Annotated in this window: 16 protein-coding genes and 1 pseudogene; 7 read left to right on the forward strand and 10 right to left on the reverse strand. The window is 73.7% G+C overall.

The genetic code is table 11. The features are described from left to right. Positions 1-4: 4 nt before the first annotated feature. From DEI95_RS03115 to DEI95_RS03125, 3 genes are read right to left on the reverse strand one after another with little or no spacing between them, the layout of a single operon-like run. Positions 5-1,165 carry an Mrp/NBP35 family ATP-binding protein gene (locus tag DEI95_RS03115; RefSeq protein WP_111059347.1) on the reverse strand — a complete coding sequence of 387 codons (1,161 nt, stop codon included), beginning with the start codon at positions 1,163-1,165 and terminating at the stop codon, positions 5-7. Further along, a complete protein-coding gene (locus DEI95_RS03120; RefSeq protein ID WP_110823991.1) occupies positions 1,158-1,670 on the reverse strand; it encodes a DUF1003 domain-containing protein in 513 nt (170 codons plus the stop codon). The genes DEI95_RS03115 and DEI95_RS03120 overlap by 8 nt, the downstream gene beginning before the upstream one ends. 46 nt (positions 1,671-1,716) lie before the next feature. Beyond that, the gene (locus DEI95_RS03125) at positions 1,717-3,048 is read right to left on the reverse strand and encodes a magnesium transporter MgtE N-terminal domain-containing protein (protein ID WP_110823690.1); all 1,332 of its coding nucleotides are present in this window, start codon (positions 3,046-3,048) and stop codon (positions 1,717-1,719) included. Positions 3,049-3,140: 92 nt separating this feature from the next. On the opposite strand from DEI95_RS03125, the gene DEI95_RS03130 reads away from it, so the two are divergent. Beyond that, positions 3,141-4,454: a general stress protein gene (locus DEI95_RS03130; RefSeq protein ID WP_111059348.1), complete on the forward strand. Its 1,314-nt coding sequence runs from the start codon at positions 3,141-3,143 to the stop codon at positions 4,452-4,454. 254 nt (positions 4,455-4,708) lie between these two features. On the opposite strand, the gene DEI95_RS03135 is transcribed toward DEI95_RS03130, so the two are convergent. Both DEI95_RS03135 and DEI95_RS03140 read right to left on the reverse strand, forming a co-directional pair. Continuing rightward, a complete protein-coding gene (locus DEI95_RS03135) occupies positions 4,709-5,182 on the reverse strand; it encodes a GNAT family N-acetyltransferase (RefSeq protein ID WP_220032820.1) in 474 nt (157 codons plus the stop codon). Between the two features lie 10 nt (positions 5,183-5,192). Beyond that, positions 5,193-6,677, reverse strand: coding sequence for an aminopeptidase P family protein (locus tag DEI95_RS03140; protein ID WP_111059349.1), 1,485 nt, complete (start codon positions 6,675-6,677; stop codon positions 5,193-5,195). Positions 6,678-6,852: 175 nt separating this feature from the next. Between DEI95_RS03140 and DEI95_RS03145 the strand changes: the two genes are divergently transcribed. Next, positions 6,853-7,725, forward strand: a complete 873-nt coding sequence (locus DEI95_RS03145; protein WP_110823693.1) for a PHP domain-containing protein — start codon at positions 6,853-6,855, stop codon at positions 7,723-7,725. 148 nt (positions 7,726-7,873) lie between these two features. Here the strand turns inward: DEI95_RS03145 and DEI95_RS03150 are convergent, their stop codons facing one another. Then, entirely contained in the window at positions 7,874-9,397 is a 1,524-nt protein-coding gene (locus DEI95_RS03150) for a DEAD/DEAH box helicase (RefSeq protein ID WP_110901343.1), read from the reverse strand. Between the two features lie 84 nt (positions 9,398-9,481). On the opposite strand from DEI95_RS03150, the gene DEI95_RS03155 reads away from it, so the two are divergent. Beyond that, the gene (locus DEI95_RS03155) at positions 9,482-10,195 is read left to right on the forward strand and encodes a ferritin-like domain-containing protein (protein ID WP_258367425.1); all 714 of its coding nucleotides are present in this window, start codon (positions 9,482-9,484) and stop codon (positions 10,193-10,195) included. 93 nt (positions 10,196-10,288) lie between these two features. Here DEI95_RS03155 and DEI95_RS03160 read toward each other — a convergent pair whose 3' ends face one another. Further along, positions 10,289-10,585: a hypothetical protein gene (locus DEI95_RS03160; RefSeq protein ID WP_111059350.1), complete on the reverse strand. Its 297-nt coding sequence runs from the start codon at positions 10,583-10,585 to the stop codon at positions 10,289-10,291. 11 nt (positions 10,586-10,596) lie between these two features. Further along, positions 10,597-10,821: a DUF3107 domain-containing protein gene (locus DEI95_RS03165; protein ID WP_110823695.1), complete on the reverse strand. Its 225-nt coding sequence runs from the start codon at positions 10,819-10,821 to the stop codon at positions 10,597-10,599. 144 nt (positions 10,822-10,965) lie between these two features. Here DEI95_RS03165 and DEI95_RS03170 point away from each other — a divergent pair, with 144 nt between their 5' ends. Beyond that, on the forward strand, positions 10,966-14,121 hold the full coding sequence (locus DEI95_RS03170; RefSeq protein ID WP_181436178.1) for a UrvD/REP family ATP-dependent DNA helicase: 3,156 nt from the start codon (positions 10,966-10,968) through the stop codon (positions 14,119-14,121). Beyond that, on the forward strand, positions 14,118-17,456 hold the full coding sequence (locus DEI95_RS03175; protein WP_258367426.1) for an ATP-dependent DNA helicase: 3,339 nt from the start codon (positions 14,118-14,120) through the stop codon (positions 17,454-17,456). The genes DEI95_RS03170 and DEI95_RS03175 overlap by 4 nt, the downstream gene beginning before the upstream one ends. A 24-nt stretch (positions 17,457-17,480) precedes the next feature. On the opposite strand, the gene DEI95_RS03180 is transcribed toward DEI95_RS03175, so the two are convergent. After that, positions 17,481-18,479, reverse strand: a complete 999-nt coding sequence (locus DEI95_RS03180; protein ID WP_110890474.1) for a phosphotransferase — start codon at positions 18,477-18,479, stop codon at positions 17,481-17,483. Positions 18,480-18,560: 81 nt separating this feature from the next. On the opposite strand from DEI95_RS03180, the gene nudC reads away from it, so the two are divergent. Together nudC and DEI95_RS03190 are read left to right on the forward strand one after the other, a co-directional pair. Further along, positions 18,561-19,496 (forward strand): NAD(+) diphosphatase, encoded by a 936-nt coding sequence (nudC, locus tag DEI95_RS03185; RefSeq protein WP_110823697.1) that lies wholly within the window; start codon positions 18,561-18,563, stop codon positions 19,494-19,496. Continuing rightward, entirely contained in the window at positions 19,493-21,238 is a 1,746-nt protein-coding gene (locus DEI95_RS03190) for an ATP-dependent helicase (RefSeq protein ID WP_181436179.1), read from the forward strand. Before nudC ends, DEI95_RS03190 begins: the two co-directional genes overlap by 4 nt. Here the strand turns inward: DEI95_RS03190 and DEI95_RS17040 are convergent. Next, a pseudogene (locus DEI95_RS17040) lies at positions 21,201-21,986 on the reverse strand (TOMM precursor leader peptide-binding protein); the annotation flags it as partial. The gene DEI95_RS03190 and the pseudogene DEI95_RS17040 sit on opposite strands and share 38 nt — an antisense overlap. Between the last annotated feature and the right edge of the window lie 85 nt (positions 21,987-22,071).

Genomic DNA, 22,071 nt, shown 5'->3' on the forward strand with positions numbered 1-22,071 from the left:
TCGCTCAGGACAGCGACAGGCCGAGCTTCCGGCCGGCGAGTCCCCGACCCATCGCGGTGAGCCGGTCGGCCACCGCGTCGAGCGCGACCGCCGCGGGGTCCGACGGGTCACCGAGGACGACCGGGAGGCCCGCATCGCCGCCGGCGCGCAGCGGTACCGAGAGCGGGACCCGGCCGAGCACCGGCACGGGGGCGTCCTGACCGCGGGAGAGCCGTCGGGCGGTCTCGTCGCCGCCGCCCTCGCCGAACAGGTGCAGCACGCTGCCGTCGGGCTGCACGAGCCCCGCCATGTTCTCGACGACGCCGATGACCTTCTGCCCGGTCTGCCGTGCGACGATGCCGCTCCGCTCGGCGACGTCCGCCGCGGCCGCCTGCGGGGTGGTCACGACGAGCACCTCGGCGTGGGGGAGTAGCTGGCCGACGGAGATCGCCACGTCGCCGGTGCCGGGCGGCATGTCGAGCAGGAGCACGTCGAGGTCGCCGAACCACACGTCGGACAGGAACTGGTTCACCGTCCGGTGCAGCATCGGCCCGCGCCAGGAGACCGCGGTGGAGACGTCGTCGACGAACATGCCGATCGAGACGACCTTCACCTCGTGGGCGACCGGCGGCAGGATCATGCTGTCGACGCGGGTCGGCCGCGGGGCGACGCCGTGCTCGTCGGTGAGTCCCATGAGCCCCGGGATGCTGAAGCCGTGCACGTCGACGTCGACGATGCCGACCCGCTGCCCCCGACGCGCGAGCGCCGCCGCCAGGTTCGCCGTCACGGTGGACTTGCCGACGCCGCCCTTGCCGCTCGTCACCGCGATGACGCGGGTCAACGAGTCCGGGGTGAACTGGACGCCCTGGGGACGACCCTCGCGCAGCCGCTCCGTGAGGGCGCGACGCACGGCGGGGTCCATCACGGACACGTCGACATCGACCGCCGCGACCCCCGCCACGGAACCGGCGGCGGCGCGGACGTCCCGCTCGATGGTGTCGGCGGCCGGGCACCCCACGATCGTGAGCTGCAGGTCGACGCGCACCGAGCCTCCCGGCTGGACGTCGACGCCCCGGATCATGTCGAGTTCGGTGACGGGCCGGCGGATCTCGGGGTCGAGGACACGGCCGAGCGCAGCGAGGACCGCGGCGCCGAGCTGGTCCTGCGCGGTGGTGCCGTCAGCCACGCGTCACCGAACGCTCGTGGCCGCGGTCGTCCAGGTCGTCGAGGTCCTCGGGGTCGCCGTCGCGGCGGTCCAGTTCCTCGAGCAGGGAGCGGAGCTCGGCACGGATGAAGTCCTTCGACGCCATGTCCCGCATCGCCAGGCGAAGGGCGACGACCTCGCGGGCGAGGTACTCGGTGTCCGCGAGGTTGCGCTCCGCCCGCTGCCGGTCCTGCTCGAACTGCACGCGGTCCCGGTCGTCCTGCCGGTTCTGCGCGAGCAGGATGAGCGGCGCCGCGTACGAGGCCTGCAGCGACAGCACCAGGGTCAGCGCGGTGAAGCCGATCGCCGCCGAGTCGAACTGCCACGACTTCGGCGACAGCGTGTTCCACCCCATCCAGAGCACGCAGAACAGGGTCAGCCCGATCAGGAACCAGGGCGTGCCCATCGCACGGGCGATTCCCTCGGTGGCGCGACCGAACGCGTCGCCGCGTCCGCGTCGACGGGTGGGCAGCACACGCGTGCGCATGCCCTTCGGGGAGTCGAGGCGTTCCTCGGGCCGCTCCCGGCGGTTCTCATCTGGGCGTGCCACGATTCGTCCTCCTTCCCGAGGGGATCGCCGTGCGGCGGGTGCGGGTCCGCGGTCGCGACGCGGCGCCGGGGTTGGCGTCGGCCGCGTCCTGACTCCGCCAGTCGTCCGGGAGGACGTGGTCGAGGACGTCGTCGATGGTCACCACCCCGACGAGTCGGTGGGCGTCGTCGACCACGGGGACGGACAGGAGGTTGTAGGTCGCCATCACCCGTGTGACCTCGGCCGCGCTCGCGTCGACCTCCACCGGCTCGGTCTGCTGGTCGATGAGGGTGCCGAGCCGCTCGTTCGGCGGGTACCGGAGCATGCGCTGGAAGTGCACGAGCCCGAGGAACCGTCCGGTCGGCGGCTCGTACGGCGGGAGCGTGACGCACACCGCGGCGCCGAGCACCGGGGCGAGCTCGTGCCGACGGACCAGGGCCAGGCCCTCGGCCACGGTCGAGTCCGCGGACAGGATCACCGGCTCGGTCGTCATGAGACCACCGGCGGTGTCTGGCTCGTACTCGAGCAGCATGCGGACGTCCTGCGCCTCCTCCGGCTCCATGAGCTCGAGGAGGGCTTCGCTGCGCTCGTCGGGCAGCTGGGCGAGGAGGTCCGCCGCGTCGTCCGGCTGCATCTGGTCGAGGACGTCGGCGGCACGGGCGTCCCGGAGCGCGGACAGGATCTCGATCCGCTCCTGGTCCGGCATCTCCTCGAGCACGTCCGCGAGGCGGTTGTCCGGCAGCTCCTCGGCCACCTCGAACCGGCGCTCGGACGGCAGGTCGAGCAGGGTCGACGCCAGGTCGGCGGGCACCAGGTCGGAGTAGGCGGCGATGACGTGCTCGGCGGACTGGGACTCACCGGGGAGCTCGTCCTCGGTGACCTCGTTCCAGGTCGCGAACGTCGTCGGGCCCTTGCCGAACGGCGACGGCGTGGTCTTCGGCTTGCGGAGGAAGAGCTGCGCGATCGACCAGTCGCCCTGCCCGTGGTCCTCGATCGCCACGTCCTCGATCGTCGCCCGGATCTGCTCCTTCTTGATGAGGACCTTGCGGCCGAGGATCTCCGCGATCACCCGGACCTCACCACCGCGCTGCTCGAAGCGGCGCATGTTGACGAGCCCGGTCGTGATGACCTGCCCGGCGCCGATCGAGGTGATCCGGCCGATGCTGACGAAGATGCGGCGCTTGCCGGGGACCTCGACGATCAACCCGACGACCTGTGGGGCGTCGACGCGGCGGTACACGACGAGGACGTCACGCACCCTGCCGACACGGTCGCCCGCGGGGTCGAAGACGGAGCACCCGGCGAGGCGGGCGACGAAGACCTTCGAGGCGCTCACCCGTCCAGCGTAGTCGCTCGTCCGGGCGTGCTCGCCGCCCCTTCCCTGGTGGTTCTCGTGTGATCGCAAGGACTCCGGTGGATGATGACTGGGTGAGTACTCAGAGCCCCTTCGGCGGCCGCACGGCACAGGCGTTCCCCACCCTGCCGCGCGGTGACGTCCTCGGCACCTACGACAGCTACCCCGAAGCGCAGCGCGTGGTCGCGAAGCTCGCGGAGTCGGACTTCCCCGTCGCGAAGCTGTCCATCGTCGGCAACGACCTCAAGACCGTCGAGCGCGTGACCGGCAAGATGACCTACGGACGAGCAGCACTCGCGGGCGCGCTGTCCGGGCTCTGGCTCGGGTTCTTCTTCGGCATCGTGCTGACGCTCTTCTCGCCGCAGGCCGGCGGGCTCTTCCTCCCCGCCGCCGTCATCGGTGCCGGGTTCGGCATGCTCTACGGCATCGTCTCGTTCGCGATCACCAAGCGACAGCGGGACTTCACGAGCATCCACCAGGTGCTCGCCACCACGTACCAGATCGTCGTCGACCCGCAGCTGTCCGGTCAGGCGCAGCGGATCCTCGGCCAGGGCGGTGCGATCCAGCACACGTCGTGGGACCAGCCGAACGCCGGCGGGTACGGCGGACAGCCGGGGCCCGGGCAGAAGGGGCAGGACCAGCTCGGGCAGCGCCCGGGACAGCAGCAGTGGCGTCCGGGGCCCGGTGGGGTGCCGCCCCAGCAGGGGCAGTACGGTCAGCCGGGGCAGTACGGCGCGGGCCAGCCGGGCGCAGGTCAGCCGGGCGCAGGTCAGCCGGGGCAGTACGGTCAGCCGGGACCGTACGGTCAGCCGGGCGGGGGCGCGGGCGCTGGCCAGCCGCCGCAGTACGGTCAGCCGGGCGCCGGCCAGCCGGGCCAGTACGGGCAGCCGAGCCAGCAGCAGTGGCGCCCGGGCGGTCCGCCGCAGGGCTCGCCCTACGGTGGGCACGCCACCCCGCACCAGCCGGGAGGCCCGGCGCAGTCCGGCGGCCCGGCTCGGCCCGGCGACTCGGCTCAGCAGCAGGGCGGGGACGGGTCATCGCGTCCGGACGACGCCCGCGGACAGGCGCAGGCCGGGCCGCGGTACGGCACGAACGACGGGCCGCGCTACGGCACGAACGACGGCGGTGCCCGGACGGCGCCGACCGGTGACCCTGCCCCCGGGGCCGGCCAGCGCTCGACCGCACCGCGGTACGGCACGAACGAGGGCGCTGCCCGCGCGCCGGAGGCCGACGCGACCGCTGACCAGACGCAGCGTCCGTCAGCGGCGACCCGCAGCTACGGCACGAACGACGGCCCGCGGTACGGCGAGCAGGCCCCGACGCCGTCGGACACCGACGGCGCCGCGGACGACACGAACCGGCGCGAGGACGACGACAGCCGCGCGTGAGCGGTCCCGCTCCGGACGGTGCCACCGTCGGGAGTGAGCGGACGACGACGGGCTCACGGCCGGTGCTGCACCGACCGGGAGCCCGTCGTCGTGTCCGGTGTCGCGCATGGGCGATCGCGCCCGCTCGGCGCGGCCCGCGGGCTGGTCCGACCTGGCGGACTGGTGTGGCCTGGCGGGCTGGTCCGACCCGGCTGGCGGGTCGGGCTCGGCGGACTGGTGCGGCCTCGCTCGCCGTGTCGGCGGAGCGTGTGCGCTCAGAGGATCTTCGAGAAGCAGACCGACCGGGCTGCGCCGACGTACGGCCCGAAGTTCGCGATGCGTCGGAAGCCCTCGCGCTCGTAGAACCGGATGGCGCCCTTCTGCTCCGTACCGGTCTCGAGGACGAGCGCCGGTGACCCGAGGTCGAGCGCCGCTTCCTCCAGCCGACGCAGGATCAACGCGGCGACGCCGGAGCCGCGGGACTCGGTCCGGACGTACATGCGCTTGACCTCCGCGATGCCGTCGTCGACCAGTCGCAAGCCGCCGCACCCGACCGGGGTGCCCGCCTCGTCGCGCGCCACGAAGAACACCGCGATCGAGTCGGCCGTCGGCTTCGGGCCCGGCTCGGTGTCGGCCCCGTACGTGCTGTCGATCTCGATGCGCTGGGCCGCTCGCAGCCGCTGGGCGTCGGGCGAGTCGAAGTGCTCGACGTCGATCAGGAAGGTGCCCGAGGGGGCTTCAGCGCTCACGAGGCCCAGGCTAGCGCGCGGACCTCGCGATCCACCCCTCCACTTCCGAGGGGGTCCGGGGGATGTGCACCGACAGGTTCTCGGCGCCGTCCTCGGTCACCAGGATGTCGTCCTCGATCCGGACACCGATCCCACGGAACTCCTCCGGGACGGTCAGGTCGTCCTGCTGGAAGTACAGGCCGGGCTCGATCGTGAACACCATGCCGGGCTGCACGATGCCGTCCAGGTACATCTCCCGGCGGGCCTTCGCGCAGTCGTGCACGTCGAGGCCGAGGTGGTGGCTCGTGCCGTGCACCATGTAGCGGCGGTGGAACTGGTTGTCCGGCTGCAGGGACTCCTCGGCGGAGACCGGCAGGAAGCCCCACTCGGCGGTCTTGCGCGCGATGACCTCCATCGCGGTCGCGTGCACCTGCCGGAACGTGATGCCCGGCTCCACGATCGCGAACGCGGCGTCGGCGGCCTCGAGCACGGCCTCGTACACCATGCGCTGCACGGGTGAGAACGTGCCGCTGACCGGCAGGGTACGGGTGATGTCCGCCGTGTAGAACGAGTCGACCTCGACCCCGGCGTCGATGAGGATCAGGTCGCCGGGCTGCACGGCACCGTCGTTCCGGGTCCAGTGCAGGATGCAGGCGTGGTGGCCCGCGGCGGCGATGGTGTCGTAGCCGACCGTGTTGCCGTCGGCACGGGCGCGACGGTTGAACGTGCCCTCGACGATGCGCTCGCCGCGGGGGTGTGCGAGCACGGCGTCGAAGTCCGCGATGACGTCGTCGAAGCCGTGGCGGGTTGCGTCGACGGCCTTGCGCAGCTCGTGTACCTCGTAGGCGTCCTTCACGAGGCGGAGTTCGGACAGGTCGCGGGACAGGACGTCGTCCGTCGCGGGCGCACCGTCCTGCTCCGGCGCGCCTCCGACCGTGGTGCCGAGGCGCTCGTCGAGTGCGCGGGTTAACCCGGGGTCGGCGTCGCGGACCACGAGCACGGAGGCGTCGAGCCCGGCGAGTGCGGCGTCGAGCGCACCGAGGTCCGCCGTGGCGACACCGAGGTCCGCGGCGACCTCGGCCAGGGAGGGGCGCGGTCCGACCCAGAACTCGCCGATCTCCGGGTTCGCGTAGAACTCCTCGGAGTCACGGCCGGCCGTGGCGCGGAAGTACAGGGTGGCGTCGTGGCCGTCGCCGTTCGGCGTCAGGACGAGCACGGAGCCGACGACGGTGTCGGTGCCCCAGCCGGTCAGGTGGGCGAACGTCGAGTGCGGGCGGAACGGGTAGTCGCAGTCGTTCGAGCGGACCTTCGCCTGGCCGGCGGGCACCACGATCGTCCGACCGGGGTGCAGTCCGGAGAGCCGGGCGCGACGCGCGGCGGCGAAGGCGGACTGCTCGCGCGGGGCCGGCAGCGGGCGCTCACGCTCGGCCCAGTTCGCAGCGATGTGGTCCTTGAAGACGGACGAGCCGGGGGTGGTGGAGCGGTTGCTCGTCGCGCGGGGAGTGGTGTCGGCCATGTCCCCATCATCGCACCGCTGCACCGAGCGGGGTCCGGCAGCGCAGTCCGGAACCGCAGGGACCGGTACGGGGTCGCAGCCGTGCGGTGGTGCGAGCGCAGCGCGAGGAACGGCGCGCGGGGAGGGGCTGTGAACGGCGTCCGACCGGCCGTCGACGTGTCGGTAGCATTGCCGCGTGCCTGATCCGTTCATCGACCTGCACGCTCACTCGAGCGTCTCCGACGGCACCGAGCGCCCGGCCGACCTCGTCCGCGCGGCGGCGGCGAGCGGACTCGACGGTGTCGCCCTGACCGACCACGACACCACGGCCGGGTGGCACGAGGCCGCCGAGGCGGTCCGGCAGCTGCCGATGACCCTGGTGCCCGGGCTCGAGCTCAGTACGCGCATCGGATGGCGGAGCGTGCACGTGCTCGGCTACCTGGTGGACCCGGCGGATCCCGGACTCGCGGCCGAGACCACCGCGATCCGTGACGGCCGGCTCACCCGTGCCCGCAGCATGGTCGACGCCATCGGCCGTGACCACCCGGTCACCTGGGACGACGTCCTGGCGGAGTCGAGCGAGGGGGCGACGATCGGACGTCCGCACATCGCCGACGCCCTGGTCCGACTCGGCCTGGAGCCCGATCGCAGCGCAGCGTTCCGCGGCATCCTGCACCCGTCCTCCGGCTACTACCAGCCGCACGACGCCCCGACCCCGCTCCGTGGCGTCGAGCTCATCCGTGCCGCCGGCGGTGTGCCCGTCATCGCGCACCCGGCCGCGTCATCGCGGGGGATCGTGATCGACGAGCCGATGCTCCGCGAGCTCGTCGACGCGGGCCTCGGCGGACTCGAGGTGGACCACCGCGAGAACAGCGCGGACGGCAAGCGGACGCTCCTGGACTGGACCGGTCGGTACGGCCTGTTCGTCACGGGTTCGAGCGACTACCACGGCGAGGGCAAGCCGAACCGCCTCGGCGAGCACCGAACGGCCCGACGCTCCTTCGACGCGATCGTCGACCAGGCGACCGGCAGTGCGCCCGTCGTCGGGCCCGGTTCCCGCCTGTCCTGACCGTCGGCCGGTCCGTCGGACCAGGCTCGGGCCTCCCGTCCTCGTGGAGCGAGGGCGGCCGATGCGGCGTCGGCGCTGGGCTGCGTCCCGGAGCCGGGGACGACGAAGGCCCCGTCACGCTCGTGACGGGGCCTTCGGCCTGGAGACGCTACTCGCCGTCCGTGGAACCCTGCGGTGCCGAGGCGGTCGCCTCGGACGAGCCGGTGCCGCCACGACGTCGGCGGCGGCGACGGCGCTTCTGGGCACCGTCGGCGGTCTCGTCACCCGCGGGGGAGGCGGGGGCGGACGCACCGCTCGGGGCAGTGGCTTCCGCTACGGGAGCGGAGCGCTCCGGTCGGTCTGCCGAGGTGCGGCGCGAGCCGGACTCCTCGGAGCCCGACGACCGGGTGCGGCTGCGTGACCGCGAACCGCCGGCGCTGCCGGAGGCGGAACCGGAGCGACCTCCGGACGCCGGCTTCTCGCTTCCGGCGGTCGCTGCGCGCGGCGAGGTGCCGGGCAGGCGACCCTTCGTGCCGGCCGGGATGTCGAGGTCGGTGAAGAGGTGCGGCGATGACGAGTACGTCTCGACGGGCTCGGGGATGCCGAACTCGAGCGCCTTGTCGATGAGCGTCCACTTGTGCAGGTCGTCCCAGTCGACGAACGTGACCGCGATGCCCGTCTTGCCGGCACGGCCGGTGCGACCGGCGCGGTGCAGGTACGTGTCCGGGTCGTCCGGGATCGTGTGGTTGATCACGTGCGTGACGTCGTCGACGTCGATGCCACGGGCGGCGACGTCGGTGGCGATGAGGACGTCGCGCTTGCCGGCCTTGAAGGCGGCCATCGCGCGCTCGCGCTGCTCCTGGTTGAGGTCACCGTGGACGGCGGCGGCGTTGAACCCGCGGTCCTTCAGCTCCTCGACGATGCGGGCGGCGGCGCGCTTGGTCCGCGTGAAGATGACGGTCTTGCCGCGGCCCTCGGCCTGGAGGATACGGGCGATGACCTCGTCCTTGTCCAGGGAATGCGCGCGGTAGATGACGTGCTTGATGTTCGCCTGCATCAGACCCTCGTCAGGGTCCGTCGCGCGGATGTGCACCGGACGCGACATGAAGCGGCGTGCGAGGGCGACGATCGGGGCGGGCATCGTGGCCGAGAAGAGCATCGTGTGCCGGACGGCCGGGACCGCCTGGAAGATCCGCTCGATGTCGGACAGGAAGCCGAGGTCGAGCATGCGGTCGGCCTCGTCGAGGACGATCTCCTGCACGTGCGACAGGTCGAGGAGACGCTGCCGGTGCAGGTCGATGAGTCGACCGGGCGTGCCGACGACGATCTGGGCGCCGGCCTTGAGCTGCTCGACCTGGCCCTCGTACGCCTTGCCGCCGTAGATCGACACGAGCTTCGTGGGGCGGTTGACCATCGCGGACTCGAGGTCCTCGCTCACCTGCACGGCGAGTTCGCGGGTGGGGACGACGACGAGCGCCTTCACCCCCGGCCCGGGGTCGGCGCCGATGCGCTGGATCAGTGGCAGGCCGAACCCGAAGGTCTTGCCGGTGCCGGTCTTGGCCTGACCGATGATGTCCTGGCCGGTCAGGGCGAGCGGGATCGTCTGCTGCTGGATCGGGAAGGGCTCGATGATGCCCTTGCTCGCGAGCGCATCGACGATGTCCTGCTCGATCTGGAGTTCTGAGAAAGTCAAGAAGTTCACCCTGTTCGTGGGGAGGAGTCCCGCCCAGTCTACCGACGTGCCGGACGAGGACGAGCCGACCCGTATGCTGGTCGTGTGGTGTCGTGGTGGAACCGGAAGCGCGCTGCGCAGCTCGCCGCGGCCTGGCTCGCGTCGCGGAACCCGCGCGGCGGTGCCGTCGAGCGTCTCCGGCTCGACGACGTCAGCCCCGAGCTCGACGTGTACCTCGGCCAGGCCGCCTACCTCCAGCTGTCGCTGTACGAGACGATGGGCCGCGCCGGAGCCGGTGCCCCGACGCTCTCCGGCCGGCTGGTCACGGGCGTGCTCGCGACCACCGCACTCGAGCGGCACCGTGCCATCGTCGCGGAGATCGAGCGGGGCGGGCAGGAGCCGGCCGACCTGATGGCGCCGCACCGCGAGGCGATCGACCGGTTCCTCGAGCGGACGAACGGTGCCGACTGGTACGAGTCGATGCTCACCGGGTACGTGACCGCCGGCATCCTCAACGACCTGTTCGCGAACCTGCTCCGGTCGCTCCCGATCGACGTCCGGCAGCGCCTGCGCACCGTGTTCGACGCGCGGGAGGAACCGGCCGTGGTCGAGGAGCTCACGGCACGCATCGACGAGGACCCGGTCGTGGCGTCCCGTCTCGCGATGTGGGGGCGCCGCCTGGTCGGGGACACGCTCCTCGTGGCGCGGTCGGCGCTCGCCTCGCACGCCCGCGAGGACCAGGAGCGGCTCGAGCCGGTGTGGACCGAACTGATCGCGGCGCACACCCGGCGGATGGACGCGCTCGGCCTCACGGCCTGATCGGCCTGCTGGCTGGACCCCCGCGCGTCGACGAGAGCGAGCAACGGTCCGCCGATCACGGTGAGCAGCGCCACGGCGAGCAGCCGGACGGGCTCAGGCGCCCTGCTTGACCAGACGCTCGTAGTGCGCTTCGTCGGCAGCGGTCCGACGGCGGCCGAGCACCACCTGCGCCACGAGGGCGACCGCGGCGGCCCCGAGCAACGCGACGACCCAGATCCAGGTGCCGTCGTACGGCCACCCGGCCCAGGTCAGGACCTCCCAGAGGACCGCCGCGGCGATGCCGCCGACAGCCGGGCCGACCAGCACGCCACGGGTCGTGCGCAGTGGCACGACCACATGGGCGACGGCCCCGAGCAGGATCCCGCCGAGGACGGCGAAGAGGAGCTCCACGCCCGGGAGGGTCAGGCGACGAAGCCGATGCGGCGGGACTCCTCGGAGCCCACCTCGACGTACGCGAGCGACGCGACCGGCACGATGAACCGGCGGCCCTTGTCGTCCTTGAGGGACAGGTGCGTGGCCTTGGCCGCGAGGGCCTCGGACACGGCGGTCTCGATCTCGTCGGCGGTCTGGGCCGTCTCGAAACCGATCTCACGCGGGCTGTTGATGATGCCGATCTTGATGTCCACGAGGTCAGCGTAGTCGAGCGCACCCGGGCTGCCCGGAGCGTTCGCCGCGGGCGCACACCCGGTCCCGCACCCGGTCCCCGCACCCGGTCCCCGCATCCGGCGCGGGTGGCGCGCGATGTCGGCAGCGCTGGGTACCGTACGTGCGTGCCACCGACCACCCTGACGCCCGCGCCGGACCTCGGCTCGGTGTCGCGTGCGCTCGTCGAGGACCCTGCGCAGCAGGCGGTCCTGGCCCTGCCGGACGGCGAGCACGCCGCGGTGTTCGGCGCGCCGGGAACGGGCAAGACGAGCACACTGACGCGGCTCGTGGCCGACCGGATCGCCCGACCCGGTGCCGTCGACGCCGCTGGGCACGCCACCGTGCTCGCGCTCACCTCGGCCCGCATGGCGGCCACGGCGCTCCGGGACCGGCTCGCCGCCGCGGTCGACCGGGTCACGCCGGGCGCGCTCGCCCGGACCGTCAACTCCCTGGCCTTCCAGGTCGTGGCGCACGCGGCGACCGTGCAGGGCCAGGACGCTCCCACCCTGCTGACCGGCGGCGAGCAGGACCGCATCCTCGCCGACCTGCTCGCCGGACACGAGCTCGACGGCGGCGGACCGGACTGGCCGGCACCGATCACCGCGGTGGTCCGCGAGCGGGCGGGCTTCCGCACGGCGCTGCGTGACCTCATGATGCGTGCGGTCGCGGCCGGCATCGAACCCGACGACATGCGGGAGCTCGGGGACGAGACCGGGCACCCCGAGTGGCGTGCCGTCGGGGACCTCGTCGACGAGTACCGCGCCACCGTGACCGCGTTCCGGACGACCGCGCTGGACGCGGCAGAGCTCGTGGCGTTCGCGACCGCGGCCGTGCTGCGGGGGGACCTCCCGCCCGCGGTGGCCGCGCTGCGTCTCGTCGTCGTCGACGACGTGCAGGAACTCGTCGAGGGCGAGATCGCCCTGCTCGGTGCCCTGGCCCGTTCCGGCGTGCAGGTCGTCGCGTTCGGCGACCCGGACATCGCCGCCTCGGCCTTCCGCGGCGCGGAGCCGGACGTGCTCGGCCGCCTCGGTCCGCGCCTCGGCGTCACCGGCGTCCGGGAGATCGTGCTCGGCACGGTGCACCGGCACGCCGGACCGGTCCGGGCGCTGGTGACCGGCGTCACCGGCCGCATCGGCACCGCCGCCGCGGGCCGACAGCGCTCCGCCGTCGCCCGGGAGGCCCGTGGCCGCTCCGACGCCGTCCTGCACCTGGAGGCCCCGAGCCGGTCCGCGATGGTCGCCGCGGTGGCGAGGCGCCTCCGCGAACACCGGCTGCTCGACGGTGTGCCGTGGCACCGGATGGTCGTCGTCACCCGCAGCGGGGCGGCGATCCCGGAACTCGTCCGGGCGCTCTCGGTGGCCGAGGTGCCGGCGACCGCGGGCGCCGCGCCCACCCGGCCCCGGGACGAGACCGCGTCCCGGGCGCTCGTCGACGCGGCCGCCGTCGCCCTCGGTGTGGTGCCGCTCGACGCCCAGCTCGCGACCGCGTTCGCGACCGGACCGCTCGGCGGACTCGACACCCTGGCGATGCGACGGTTGCGGCTGGCGCTCCGGCGCGAGGAGCTGGCGGGCGGCGGGACCCGCACGTCCGACGAACTCCTGGTCGACGCACTCGGTGCCCCGGAGCGACTCGCGACGATCGACGCGCCCTTCGCCCGCCGTGCCGCACGGCTGGCGAGGAGCTTCGCGGCCGCGCGGCACGACGCCGAGACCGGGGCGAGCATCGAGGAGGTCCTCTGGGGGCTGTGGGAGCGCAGCGGTCTCGCGGGCACCTGGCGTGCCCAGTCGGTCGCCGGAGGTGTCGGAGCGGCCGAGGCCGACCGGCACCTCGACGCCGTGGTCGGGCTCTTCACGGCCGCCAAGCGGTTCGTCGAGCGGACGCCGGACGCCCCGGCGCGCGTCTTCGTCGACGACCTCCTCGGTGCCGACCTGCCCGAGGACTCCATCGGACCGGACCGGACCGCCGGGCGGGTCCGGGTGCTGACCCCCTCGGCCACCGTCGGACTGGAGTGCGACGTCGTGGTGGTGACGGGCCTCCAGGACGGCGTCTGGCCGAACACCCGCGTGCGGGGCAGCCTGCTCGACCCGGACGGGCTCGTCCGCGCCGCCGCCGGCGTCCCGCACTCGCCGACGGACGACCGGGCGGCGGTGATCGGCGACGAGCTGCGCCTGTTCGCCCGGGCCGTGTCCCGGGCGACGACGCAGGTCGTCATCGCGACCGTCGCGAACGACGACGAGTCCCCGTCGCCGTTCGTCCGGCTCGTCCCGGTCCCGCCGGACCGACAGCCGTCGGCGCACCCGCTGTCCCTGCGCGGCCTCGCCGGCTCGCTGCGTCGGCGCGTGGTCGCGACCGGCGACTCCGAGGCGGCGTCCGCACTCGCGCGCCTCGCCGCCGAGGACGTGCCGGGGGCGTCGCCGGACGACTGGTACGGCCTGGCCGAGCCGACGACCGACGCGCCGCTCGTCGACCTCGGCGCCACACCGGTCGTGCCCGAGGACGGCGACGAGCCCGTCCCGCCGACGGTGTCGGTGTCGCCCTCCCGCATCGGCACGTTCGAGGAGTGCCCCGTGCACTGGTTCGCGCAGACGTTCGGCGGCGGCGCCCCGAGCCCCGCGATGGGCATCGGGACGATCGTGCACGAGGCGATGGAGCACGCGACCGAGATCGACGTCGAGTCACTGTGGCAGCGGGTCGAGGGCCGGTGGGACGAGCTGACGTTCGAGTCGCCGTGGATCGCGGACCGTGAGCGCGCGAGGACCCGACGGATGATCGAGGGGCTCAGCGACTACCTCCGGACCACCGCCAGCGCCGGGCGTCGACTGCTCGGGGCCGAGTCCTCCTTCGCCCTGGTGACCGGCCCGGCCCGGGTGCGGGGGAGCATCGACCGGATCGAGGTCGACCCCGACGGCCGGATCAGCATCGTCGACCTGAAGACCGGGCGGTCGATGCCGAGCGAGAAGAACGACATGCCGGCCCATCCACAGCTCGCCGCCTACCAGCTCGCGGTCGCCGACGGCGCGGTCGAGGGCGTCCCGGTCGGAGCGGAGACCACCGACGCCCGGCTCGTCTTCGTGCAGAACCCGAAGGGCGCGCACGCGTACTCGGAACGGACCCAGCGCGCGCTCGACCCGGAAGCGCGCGAGGCGTACCGCGAGCGGTTGCACGGCGTCGCGCGCGGCATGGCGGGACGGACGTTCCTGGCGGCGGTCGACGAGCACTGTGACCGCGCCCGCACGGGCACCGAGTGCCGGATCCACGTCGTCGGCGAGGTGACCTGGTGAGCGCGGACGAGGCGCCGACAGCGGTGGACGGCGCCGGGACCGGTCGGACCGGGTCGGACCCCGCCGTCCCTGTACCCGGACCCGAGCACCGCGTGCCCGACGGCGGCGTCCCGCTGACACCGCGGGTCGGTGCCGACGCGATCGCGGACGCCCTCGGGAAGCCCCGACCCACCGAGCAGCAGCGGGCCGTGATCGAGTCACCGCTCGCGCCGGCCCTCGTCGTCGCCGGTGCCGGCAGCGGGAAGACCGAGACGATGGCCTCCCGTGTCGTCTGGCTGCTCGCGAACGGGTTCGTGCAGCCGGACCAGGTGCTCGGCCTGACCTTCACCCGCAAGGCCGCGGGCGAGCTCGGCGTGCGCATCAACGACCGGATCGCCGCGCTCGAGGACGCCGGGCTCATCGCTGCCGGCGACGCCTTCCTCGCGCCCACGGTGTCGACCTACAACGCCTTCGCGAACGCCGTCTTCCGCGAGAACGCCCTGCTCGTCGGCCGGGACGGCGAGTCACAGGTGCTCACCGAGCCGTCTGCCTGGCAGCTCGCCCGTCGGGTCGTCGTCGCCGCACGGGACGACCGCCTGGCCGGACTCGACCGCAACGTCGACACCGTCACCGCGGCCGTGGTGGCGCTCGCCGGGGCCGCGTCCGAGCACCTCGTGGACCCGGCGGACCTCCGTCGGTTCGCGATCGACTTCGGGGAGCTCCTGGAACTGCCCGGCTCGACCAGGGGCACGCCCTACAAGGCCGTCACCGACGCCGTCGCCGCGATCGGGTCGCTCGAACCCCTGGCCGACCTGGTGGAGGAGTTCCGTCGGCAGAAGGTCGACCGCGGCTTCGTCGAGTTCTCCGACCAGATCGCCCTGGCGCTCGCCGCGGCCGACGCCGCCCCGCGGGTGGCCGCCGACCTCCGAGCCCGCTTCGCGGTGGTGCTGCTCGACGAGTACCAGGACACCTCGGTCGTGCAGACGCGCTTCCTCGCGCGGCTGTTCCGGGACCACCCGGTGATGGCGGTCGGGGACCCGCACCAGTCCATCTACGGCTTCCGCGGAGCGAGTGCCGCGAACCTCGCCCGGTTCCCGGCGGACTTCGGCGCGCCCGCCGCCGACCCCGTCGTCACCTACGCCCTGTCGACGAGTTGGCGGAACCCCGTCGACGTGCTCGCCGCGGCGAACGCGGTCGTCTCCCCGCTCTCCGCCGCGTCCGACGTCCGGGTGGAGCAGCTCGCACCGCGACCGGGAGCGGACCGCGGCACGGTGGCGGTCGCCTTCCCGGAGACCCTGCCCGACGAGGCGGACGCCGTCGCCGCGTGGTTCGCGGACCACCGCGGGCGGAACCCGGACGGCTCGATGGCGCTCCTGCTGCGCGCCCGGAAGGACCTGGCGGCGTTCACCGCAGCGCTGGCCGCCCGCGGGGTGCCGTACCACGTGCTCGGGACGGGTGGGCTGCTGCAGCGGCCGGAGATCGTCGACCTGGTGGCTTGCCTCCGCGTGCTGCACGACCCGGCGGCGGGCAACGACCTCATCCGCCTGCTCGCCGGTGCCCGGTGGCGGGTCGGCGCGGCGGACATCGTCGCGCTGCACGGTCTCGCGCGCTGGTTGTTCGGCCGCGACCACACGCACAAGCGCCTCGACGACGACGTCACCGCGGCCTTCCGGGCGTCCGTCGCCGCGGGGGAGCAGGGCTCCGTGGTCGACGCGCTCGACTTCGTCACGACCGCGCCCGACGACCACTCCGCCCTCGCCGGCATCAGCCCGGCCGGCCGCGAGCGGATGCGCGCGCTCGGCGCCCAGCTCGCCACGCTGCGCTCCCGTGCCGGCGGGGACCTGGTCGACTTCGTCACGCTCGTGGTGCAGGAGATGCGGCTCGACATCGAGGTCGCCGCGCACGAGCAGGGCGGGTCGGCGTACCTCGACGCCTTCGTCGACGAACTGAGCGGCTTCGTGCAGACGGACGACCGTGCCGACCTCGGCGCCTTCCTCGGCTGGATCGACGCCGCAGCCCGCCGCGACGACATGGGGCCGCGGTCGGAGGAACCCGAGGGCGGGACCGTCCAGATCCTGACGATCCACGGCTCGAAGGGCCTGGAGTGGGACGCGGTCGCCGTGCCGCGGATGGTCGAGGGCGCCCTGCCCGCCCGGCCCCAGGAGGGGTCGACGGGGTGGCTCGGGTTCGGCCGGTTGCCGTACGAGTTCCGCGGCGACGCCGAGGAACTGCCCCGTCTGGCCTGGCGCGGGCAGGAGACCCAGAAGGACGTCGTCACGGCGATCGACGCCTTCAAGGACGAGGTCCGGGCGCGGAACGAGGACGAGGAACGCCGCCTGACCTACGTGGCGCTGACCCGCGCGAAGCACGAGCTGCTCGTCACCGGGTCCTCGTGGTCGACCGGGGTGAAGCCGACGGCCCCGAGCCGGTACCTGCACGACCTCGTCGACGCCGGGGTGCTCCCCGCCGACCGGATCCCGGAGGGCACCGCGCACGAGTCGAACCCGCTCGGCGACCAGGGAGCGACGCAGACCTGGCCGCACGTGCCGTTCGGCTCCCGCGGTCCGCGGGTGCTCGCCGCCGCGGAGCGCGTGCGCAACGCGAACCCCGGCGCCGCCGGTCGCCACGCCGCCGACATCGACCTGCTGCTCGCGGAACGCCGGGCGGCCCGGTCGGCCGCGCACGCGGTGGTCGTCCCGCACCGCGTCCCGGCGTCCGGTTTCAAGGACTACCTCGGCGAGCCGGACCGCGTCGCCGAACGGCTGCGCCGTCCGATGCCCGAGCGGCCGTACCGGGCCACCCGCCTCGGCACCCTGTTCCACCAGTGGGTCGAACAGCGTGCCCGTGGCGGTGGCGCCGCGGCGCCGCTCGGCGGGTGGGACGGCGGGCTCGACGCCTGGGCCGGCGAACTCGACCTCGACGTCGGGGAGACCGCTCCCGCCACCGACGGTGACCTCGCCGTCACCGACGACGACGCCCGACGGCTGGCCGACTTCCAGGAGACCTTCGCCCGGTCACGCTGGGCGGGTCTGACGCCCCTCGAGGTCGAACGCGAGATCCACATCCCGTTCCTCGGGCACAGCGTCGTGTGCAAGCTCGACGCCGTCTACGAGATCGACGGGCGGATCGAGGTGGTCGACTGGAAGACCGGCAAGGCCCCGACCGGTGCCGAGGACCTGGAACGCCGGCAGGTGCAGCTCGCGCTGTACCGGGTCGCGTACGCCGAGTTCACCGGCCGACCGATCGAGGACGTCGACGCGGTGTTCTACTTCGTGGCGGACGACCTCGAGGTCCGACCGACCTCGCTGCTCGACCGCGCCGGGCTGGAACGCGCCTGGCGGGACGCGATCGGCTGAGGCGAGCCGCGCCTCCAGGCCGGATCAGCCGTGCCGGCGCTCGGTCGAGGAGAGCAGCTGCTCGACCTCGCCGATCTCCATCGTCTCCGGCGACACCGCCTGCAGCGGCGCGGCCGACGGTGCGTGGACGGCCTCGGCCAGGCGGTGCATCATCGCGACCGCGTCGTCGACGACCTCGGTGCTCTTCACCTGCACACCGTGCAGCAGCCACTGGGCGGTCTCGAGCTCGTGGTGCACGCGGGCGCGTTGCCCGAGCTGTCGGTCCCGACCGCCACCGCCGGCGGTGTAGGCGCTGAGGACCGTGTCGAACGCCTCGCGGCGGCCGGCGAGCACCCAGGCCAGGTCCTTCGCCGGGTCGCCGAGGCGGAGTTCGCCCCAGCCGAGCACACCCGTGACCTCGTCGCCCTGCACGAGCAGCGAGTCGACGCCGAGCGAGCCGTGGACGACGGTCGGCGTGAACTGCCAGAGCTGCTGGTCGCGCGCGGCACCCTCCCAGCGCTCCTGGAGCGCGGCCGGCACGAGCTTCGTCGCGACGGCCCGGTCCATCACGGAGACCGCGGAGCGGAGCACCTCGAAGGGCGTCAGGGACGGCAGGCCGGCGTCCGTCACGAAGCTCGTGGGCAGGACGTGGAGCGCGGCGACCGCGCGGCCGACGCTGGTCGCCAGCTCCGGACGTTCCGTCAGGTCACGGAGCGCGGGGTGCTCGCCCTCGACGAACGTGGTGAGGATGGCGCGGGTTGACCCGATCGGCGCCTGTCCGCGGTACTCCGGGACGGCGAACGGGAGGCGCGTGCGGATCCCGGCGCTGAGCGCGCGGATTGCCACCAGGTCGGCGGACTGGCGGGCCTCGGCGCGCTGGTTCCGGGGACGGCGGATCGCCGAGCTGTGGCCCTCCGCGTCACGGACGACCGCCGACTCGTAGTCACCGGCGGCCACCGAGCCGAGCGTGCGCGTCCCGGTCAGGACGAGCCCGGGCACGGCCGTCGTCGCCAACGCGGCTAGAGTGAACTGCGATCCCGCCATGCCCATCAGGGTAGGTCCGCGGCACACCTGATCGGTGCGCGCCACGCTGACCCGGGACGTGTCGACCACGAGGAGATCCGCGTGACCGTGGAGTTCGCCGCCCGGCTGCCGCTCGCCCGCAACGAGCTCGACCGCGATGCCGAGTACCGCGCCACCCCCGACCTCGACCGCGTGCTGCGGGACGACCCGGCGACGCGGTTCCTGCCCGTCCACGCCGGCGCGATGCTCCGGGGCGGCGACGGCGCGCTCCGCTTCGTCGACGCCGGACAGGTACCCGAGGACGCGACGCTGCTCTACCTCGGACGCGCGGTCGCCGACGCCGCCGACGCTCCGGCCGGCACCCGCTTCGTCGCGGCGCTCGTCGACGACGACGCTGCAGCCGCCATCGAACCGGACACTGCGGCGTGGGAGAACCTGCGCATGTTCGGCACCGAGCTGTCCGCCCGCGACCAGGGCCTCGCGGTCGAGGCGGTCGCGATGGCGAACTGGCACGCGGTGCACGGCTTCTCGCCGCGGACCGGCTCGGCCACCGAGTCGACCTCGGGCGGGTGGGTCCGCCGCGACCCCGAGGGGCACCAGCACTTCCCGCGGACCGACGCGGCGATCATCGTCGGCATCACCGACGGCGAGGACCGCATCCTGCTCGGCTCGAACGCCGCCTGGGACGCGAACCGGTACTCGCTGCTCGCCGGGTTCGTCGAGCCGGGGGAGTCGCTCGAGGACGCCGTCCGGCGTGAGGTCTTCGAGGAAGCGGGCGTCACCATCGAGGAACCGGAGTACCTCGGCTCGCAGCCGTGGCCGTTCCCGGCGTCGCTCATGGTCGGGTTCCGCGCACGTGCCGTCGACGGCGACCCCTCCGCCGCCCGGCCGGACGGTGTCGAGATCCTCGACGTCCGCTGGTTCTCCCGCGACGAGATCCGCGAACAGGCCGGGGACACGATCCTGCTGCCCGGCCGGACCTCGATCGCCCGCGTGATCATCGAGGAGTGGTACGGCGGGCCGCTCGACCTGCCGTGACGATCGCACCCGGTGCCGGCGACCCGTCGACCCCGACCCCGGACGCGCTGCTCGCCGCACTCGACGCCGAGCAGCGGACGGTCGCACGGACGCTCCTCGGTCCGGTGGCCGTGCTGGCGGGCGCGGGGACCGGCAAGACCCGCGCGATCACGCACCGCATCGCCTACGGGGTCGCGACCGGCACGTACTCGCCCAACCACGTCCTCGCGCTGACCTTCACCACCCGGGCGGCGGGAGAGCTGCGCTCGCGGTTGCGCGCCCTCGGCGCCGGAGCCGTCCAGGCCCGGACGTTCCACGCCGCGGCGATGTCCCAGCTCGGGTACTTCTGGCCGGACACGGTCGGCGGGCACGCCCCCGGGCTCGTCGAGTCCAAGGGCCGGATGATCGCGCACGCCGCGGACACCATCGGCCTGCGGGTCGACACCCCGACGCTCCGCGACCTGGCCGGCGAGGTCGAGTGGCGCAAGGTGCAGCGGCTCACGTACGACGAGTACGAGTCCGCCGCGACCGAGCGGACGATGCCACGCGACACCTCGCCGTCCCGCGTGGTCGACCTCATGCGCGCGTACGAGCGGCTCAAGGACGACCGTCGGCAGATGGACTTCGAGGACGTGCTGCTCGCGACCCTCGGCATGGTGGAGTCCGAGCCCCGGGTGGCGTCCTACGTGCGTCAGCAGTACCGGTTCTTCGTGGTGGACGAGTACCAGGACGTCTCGCCCGTGCAGCACGACCTGCTCCGCGCGTGGCTCGGCGGTCGGGACGACCTGTGCGTGGTCGGTGACGCCAGCCAGACGATCTACTCGTTCACCGGCGCGTCCAGCCGCTACCTGCTCGGGTTCGGCTCGGAGTTCCCGCGCGCGTCCGTGCTCCGGCTCGAACGGAACTACCGCTCCACCCGGGAGGTCGTGCACGCGGCGAACGCACTCATGCGGGGGCAGCCGGGGGCGCTCGACCTCGTCGCGCAGGAGACCGTCCCCGGTCCGGAGCCGACGGTGCTCGCCTGCGCGCACGACGGGGACGAGGCCGCGACGATCGCCCGCCGCATCACCGAGCTCGTGGACGGCGGGGCGGCGTACGGCGAGTGCGCCGTCCTGTACCGCGTCGGCGCGCAGTCCGCGGCGATCGAGTCGGCGCTCGCCCGCAACGGGATCCCGTACCGGGTGCAGGGCGGGAAGCGCTTCTTCGACCGCCCGGAGGTGAAGCTCGCCGTGCACCACATGCGCGGCGAGGCGGTCCGGCAGACCGACGACGAACTCCTGCGCCGGGTGGAGCTCGTGCTGCAGATCAGCGGGTGGACGCGCACCCCGCCGGAGGGCACCGGTGCCGTGCGTGAGCAGTGGGAGGCCCTGCAGGCGATCATGCAGCTCGCCGAGTCCGCGCCGGCCGGGACGACCATGCAGCAGTTCACGGCCGACCTGGTGGACCGTGCCGCGACCCACCACGAGCCGGAACTCGACGCCGTCACGCTCGCGACGCTGCACTCGTCGAAGGGCCTGGAGTGGCCGCACGTCGTGCTCGCGGGCGTCGCCGAGGGGCTGCTGCCGATCTCGTACGCGACGACCGACGACGGCGTCGACGAGGAACGACGGCTCTTCTACGTCGGCATCACCCGTGCTCGTCGTTCCCTGACGCTGACGTGGTCCGGTCAGGGGTCCACACGGGGTGGGGCCCGGGTGGCGAGTCGGTTCCTGGCAGCCCTCGGCACGCACACCGCGGATGCGGAGCGACCCGCCGCACCGTGACCGACAGGTCCGTCCGGTCCACCAGGAGCTGCTGCGCGTCCGGGTACTGGGTCACCAGGGGGAGCCGCTCGAGGACCAGCCGGGTCACCGTCGTGGCGACCGTCGCAGCCCGGTAGGGCGACAGCGCGGCCACGGGACGGCCCCAGACCTGCGCGGCGATCGCCGGCCAGGCGGGGTCCGCGTCGGTGCGCTCGAGTTCCACGCACTGGAGGCACGGCCCGGCTCCCGGGACCAGGAACGGCCCGACGCGGACACGTCCGTCGCCCACCACCACCGGCAGGTGCGGGACCGACCGGCGACACCAGGCGGCCCGGACCGTCGGGTCGGTCACGTGGTCGGCGACGAGGACGGCGAGCGTCGGCGGCGGGTCGGGCTCGGGGACCGGGCCGCCGCGTGGCACCGACGTCCGCACGACGGTCACGCCGTCACCGGTGAGCATCCGGTCGAGCTCCTGCGCGAGCGGCCCGGCACCGGACACCTCGACCCGGGCGGCCGGCTCCGCGCCCAGGTCGACCAGGGCCGGAGCGGCGTCCCCGAGCAACCGGGCCGCGACGGCGGGCGGGCACCCGACGCTCCGGGCGACCCCGGCCATCGCGTCCCGTCCGGTCTCGCTCCGGAGCGCGCAGAGGAAGCGCTCCTCGGCCGTCGTCGGGACGGTGACCAGCGCGCGCGGCGGGTCGACCCCGAGCTGGACCGTGCACGGATCGCGCCAGATGAACTCGAGCGTCGGGTCGATGCGGATGCCCATGCGTCCACGCTGGCGCAGGCACCGCCGACGGGGCAGTCCGGACGCCGATCTGTGGACAAGACGAGGCGGGCCGGACGGTCGGGAC

The organism is Curtobacterium sp. MCBD17_008, assembly GCF_003234475.1.
In the GTDB taxonomy this organism is placed as follows: Bacteria; Actinomycetota; Actinomycetes; order Actinomycetales; family Microbacteriaceae; genus Curtobacterium.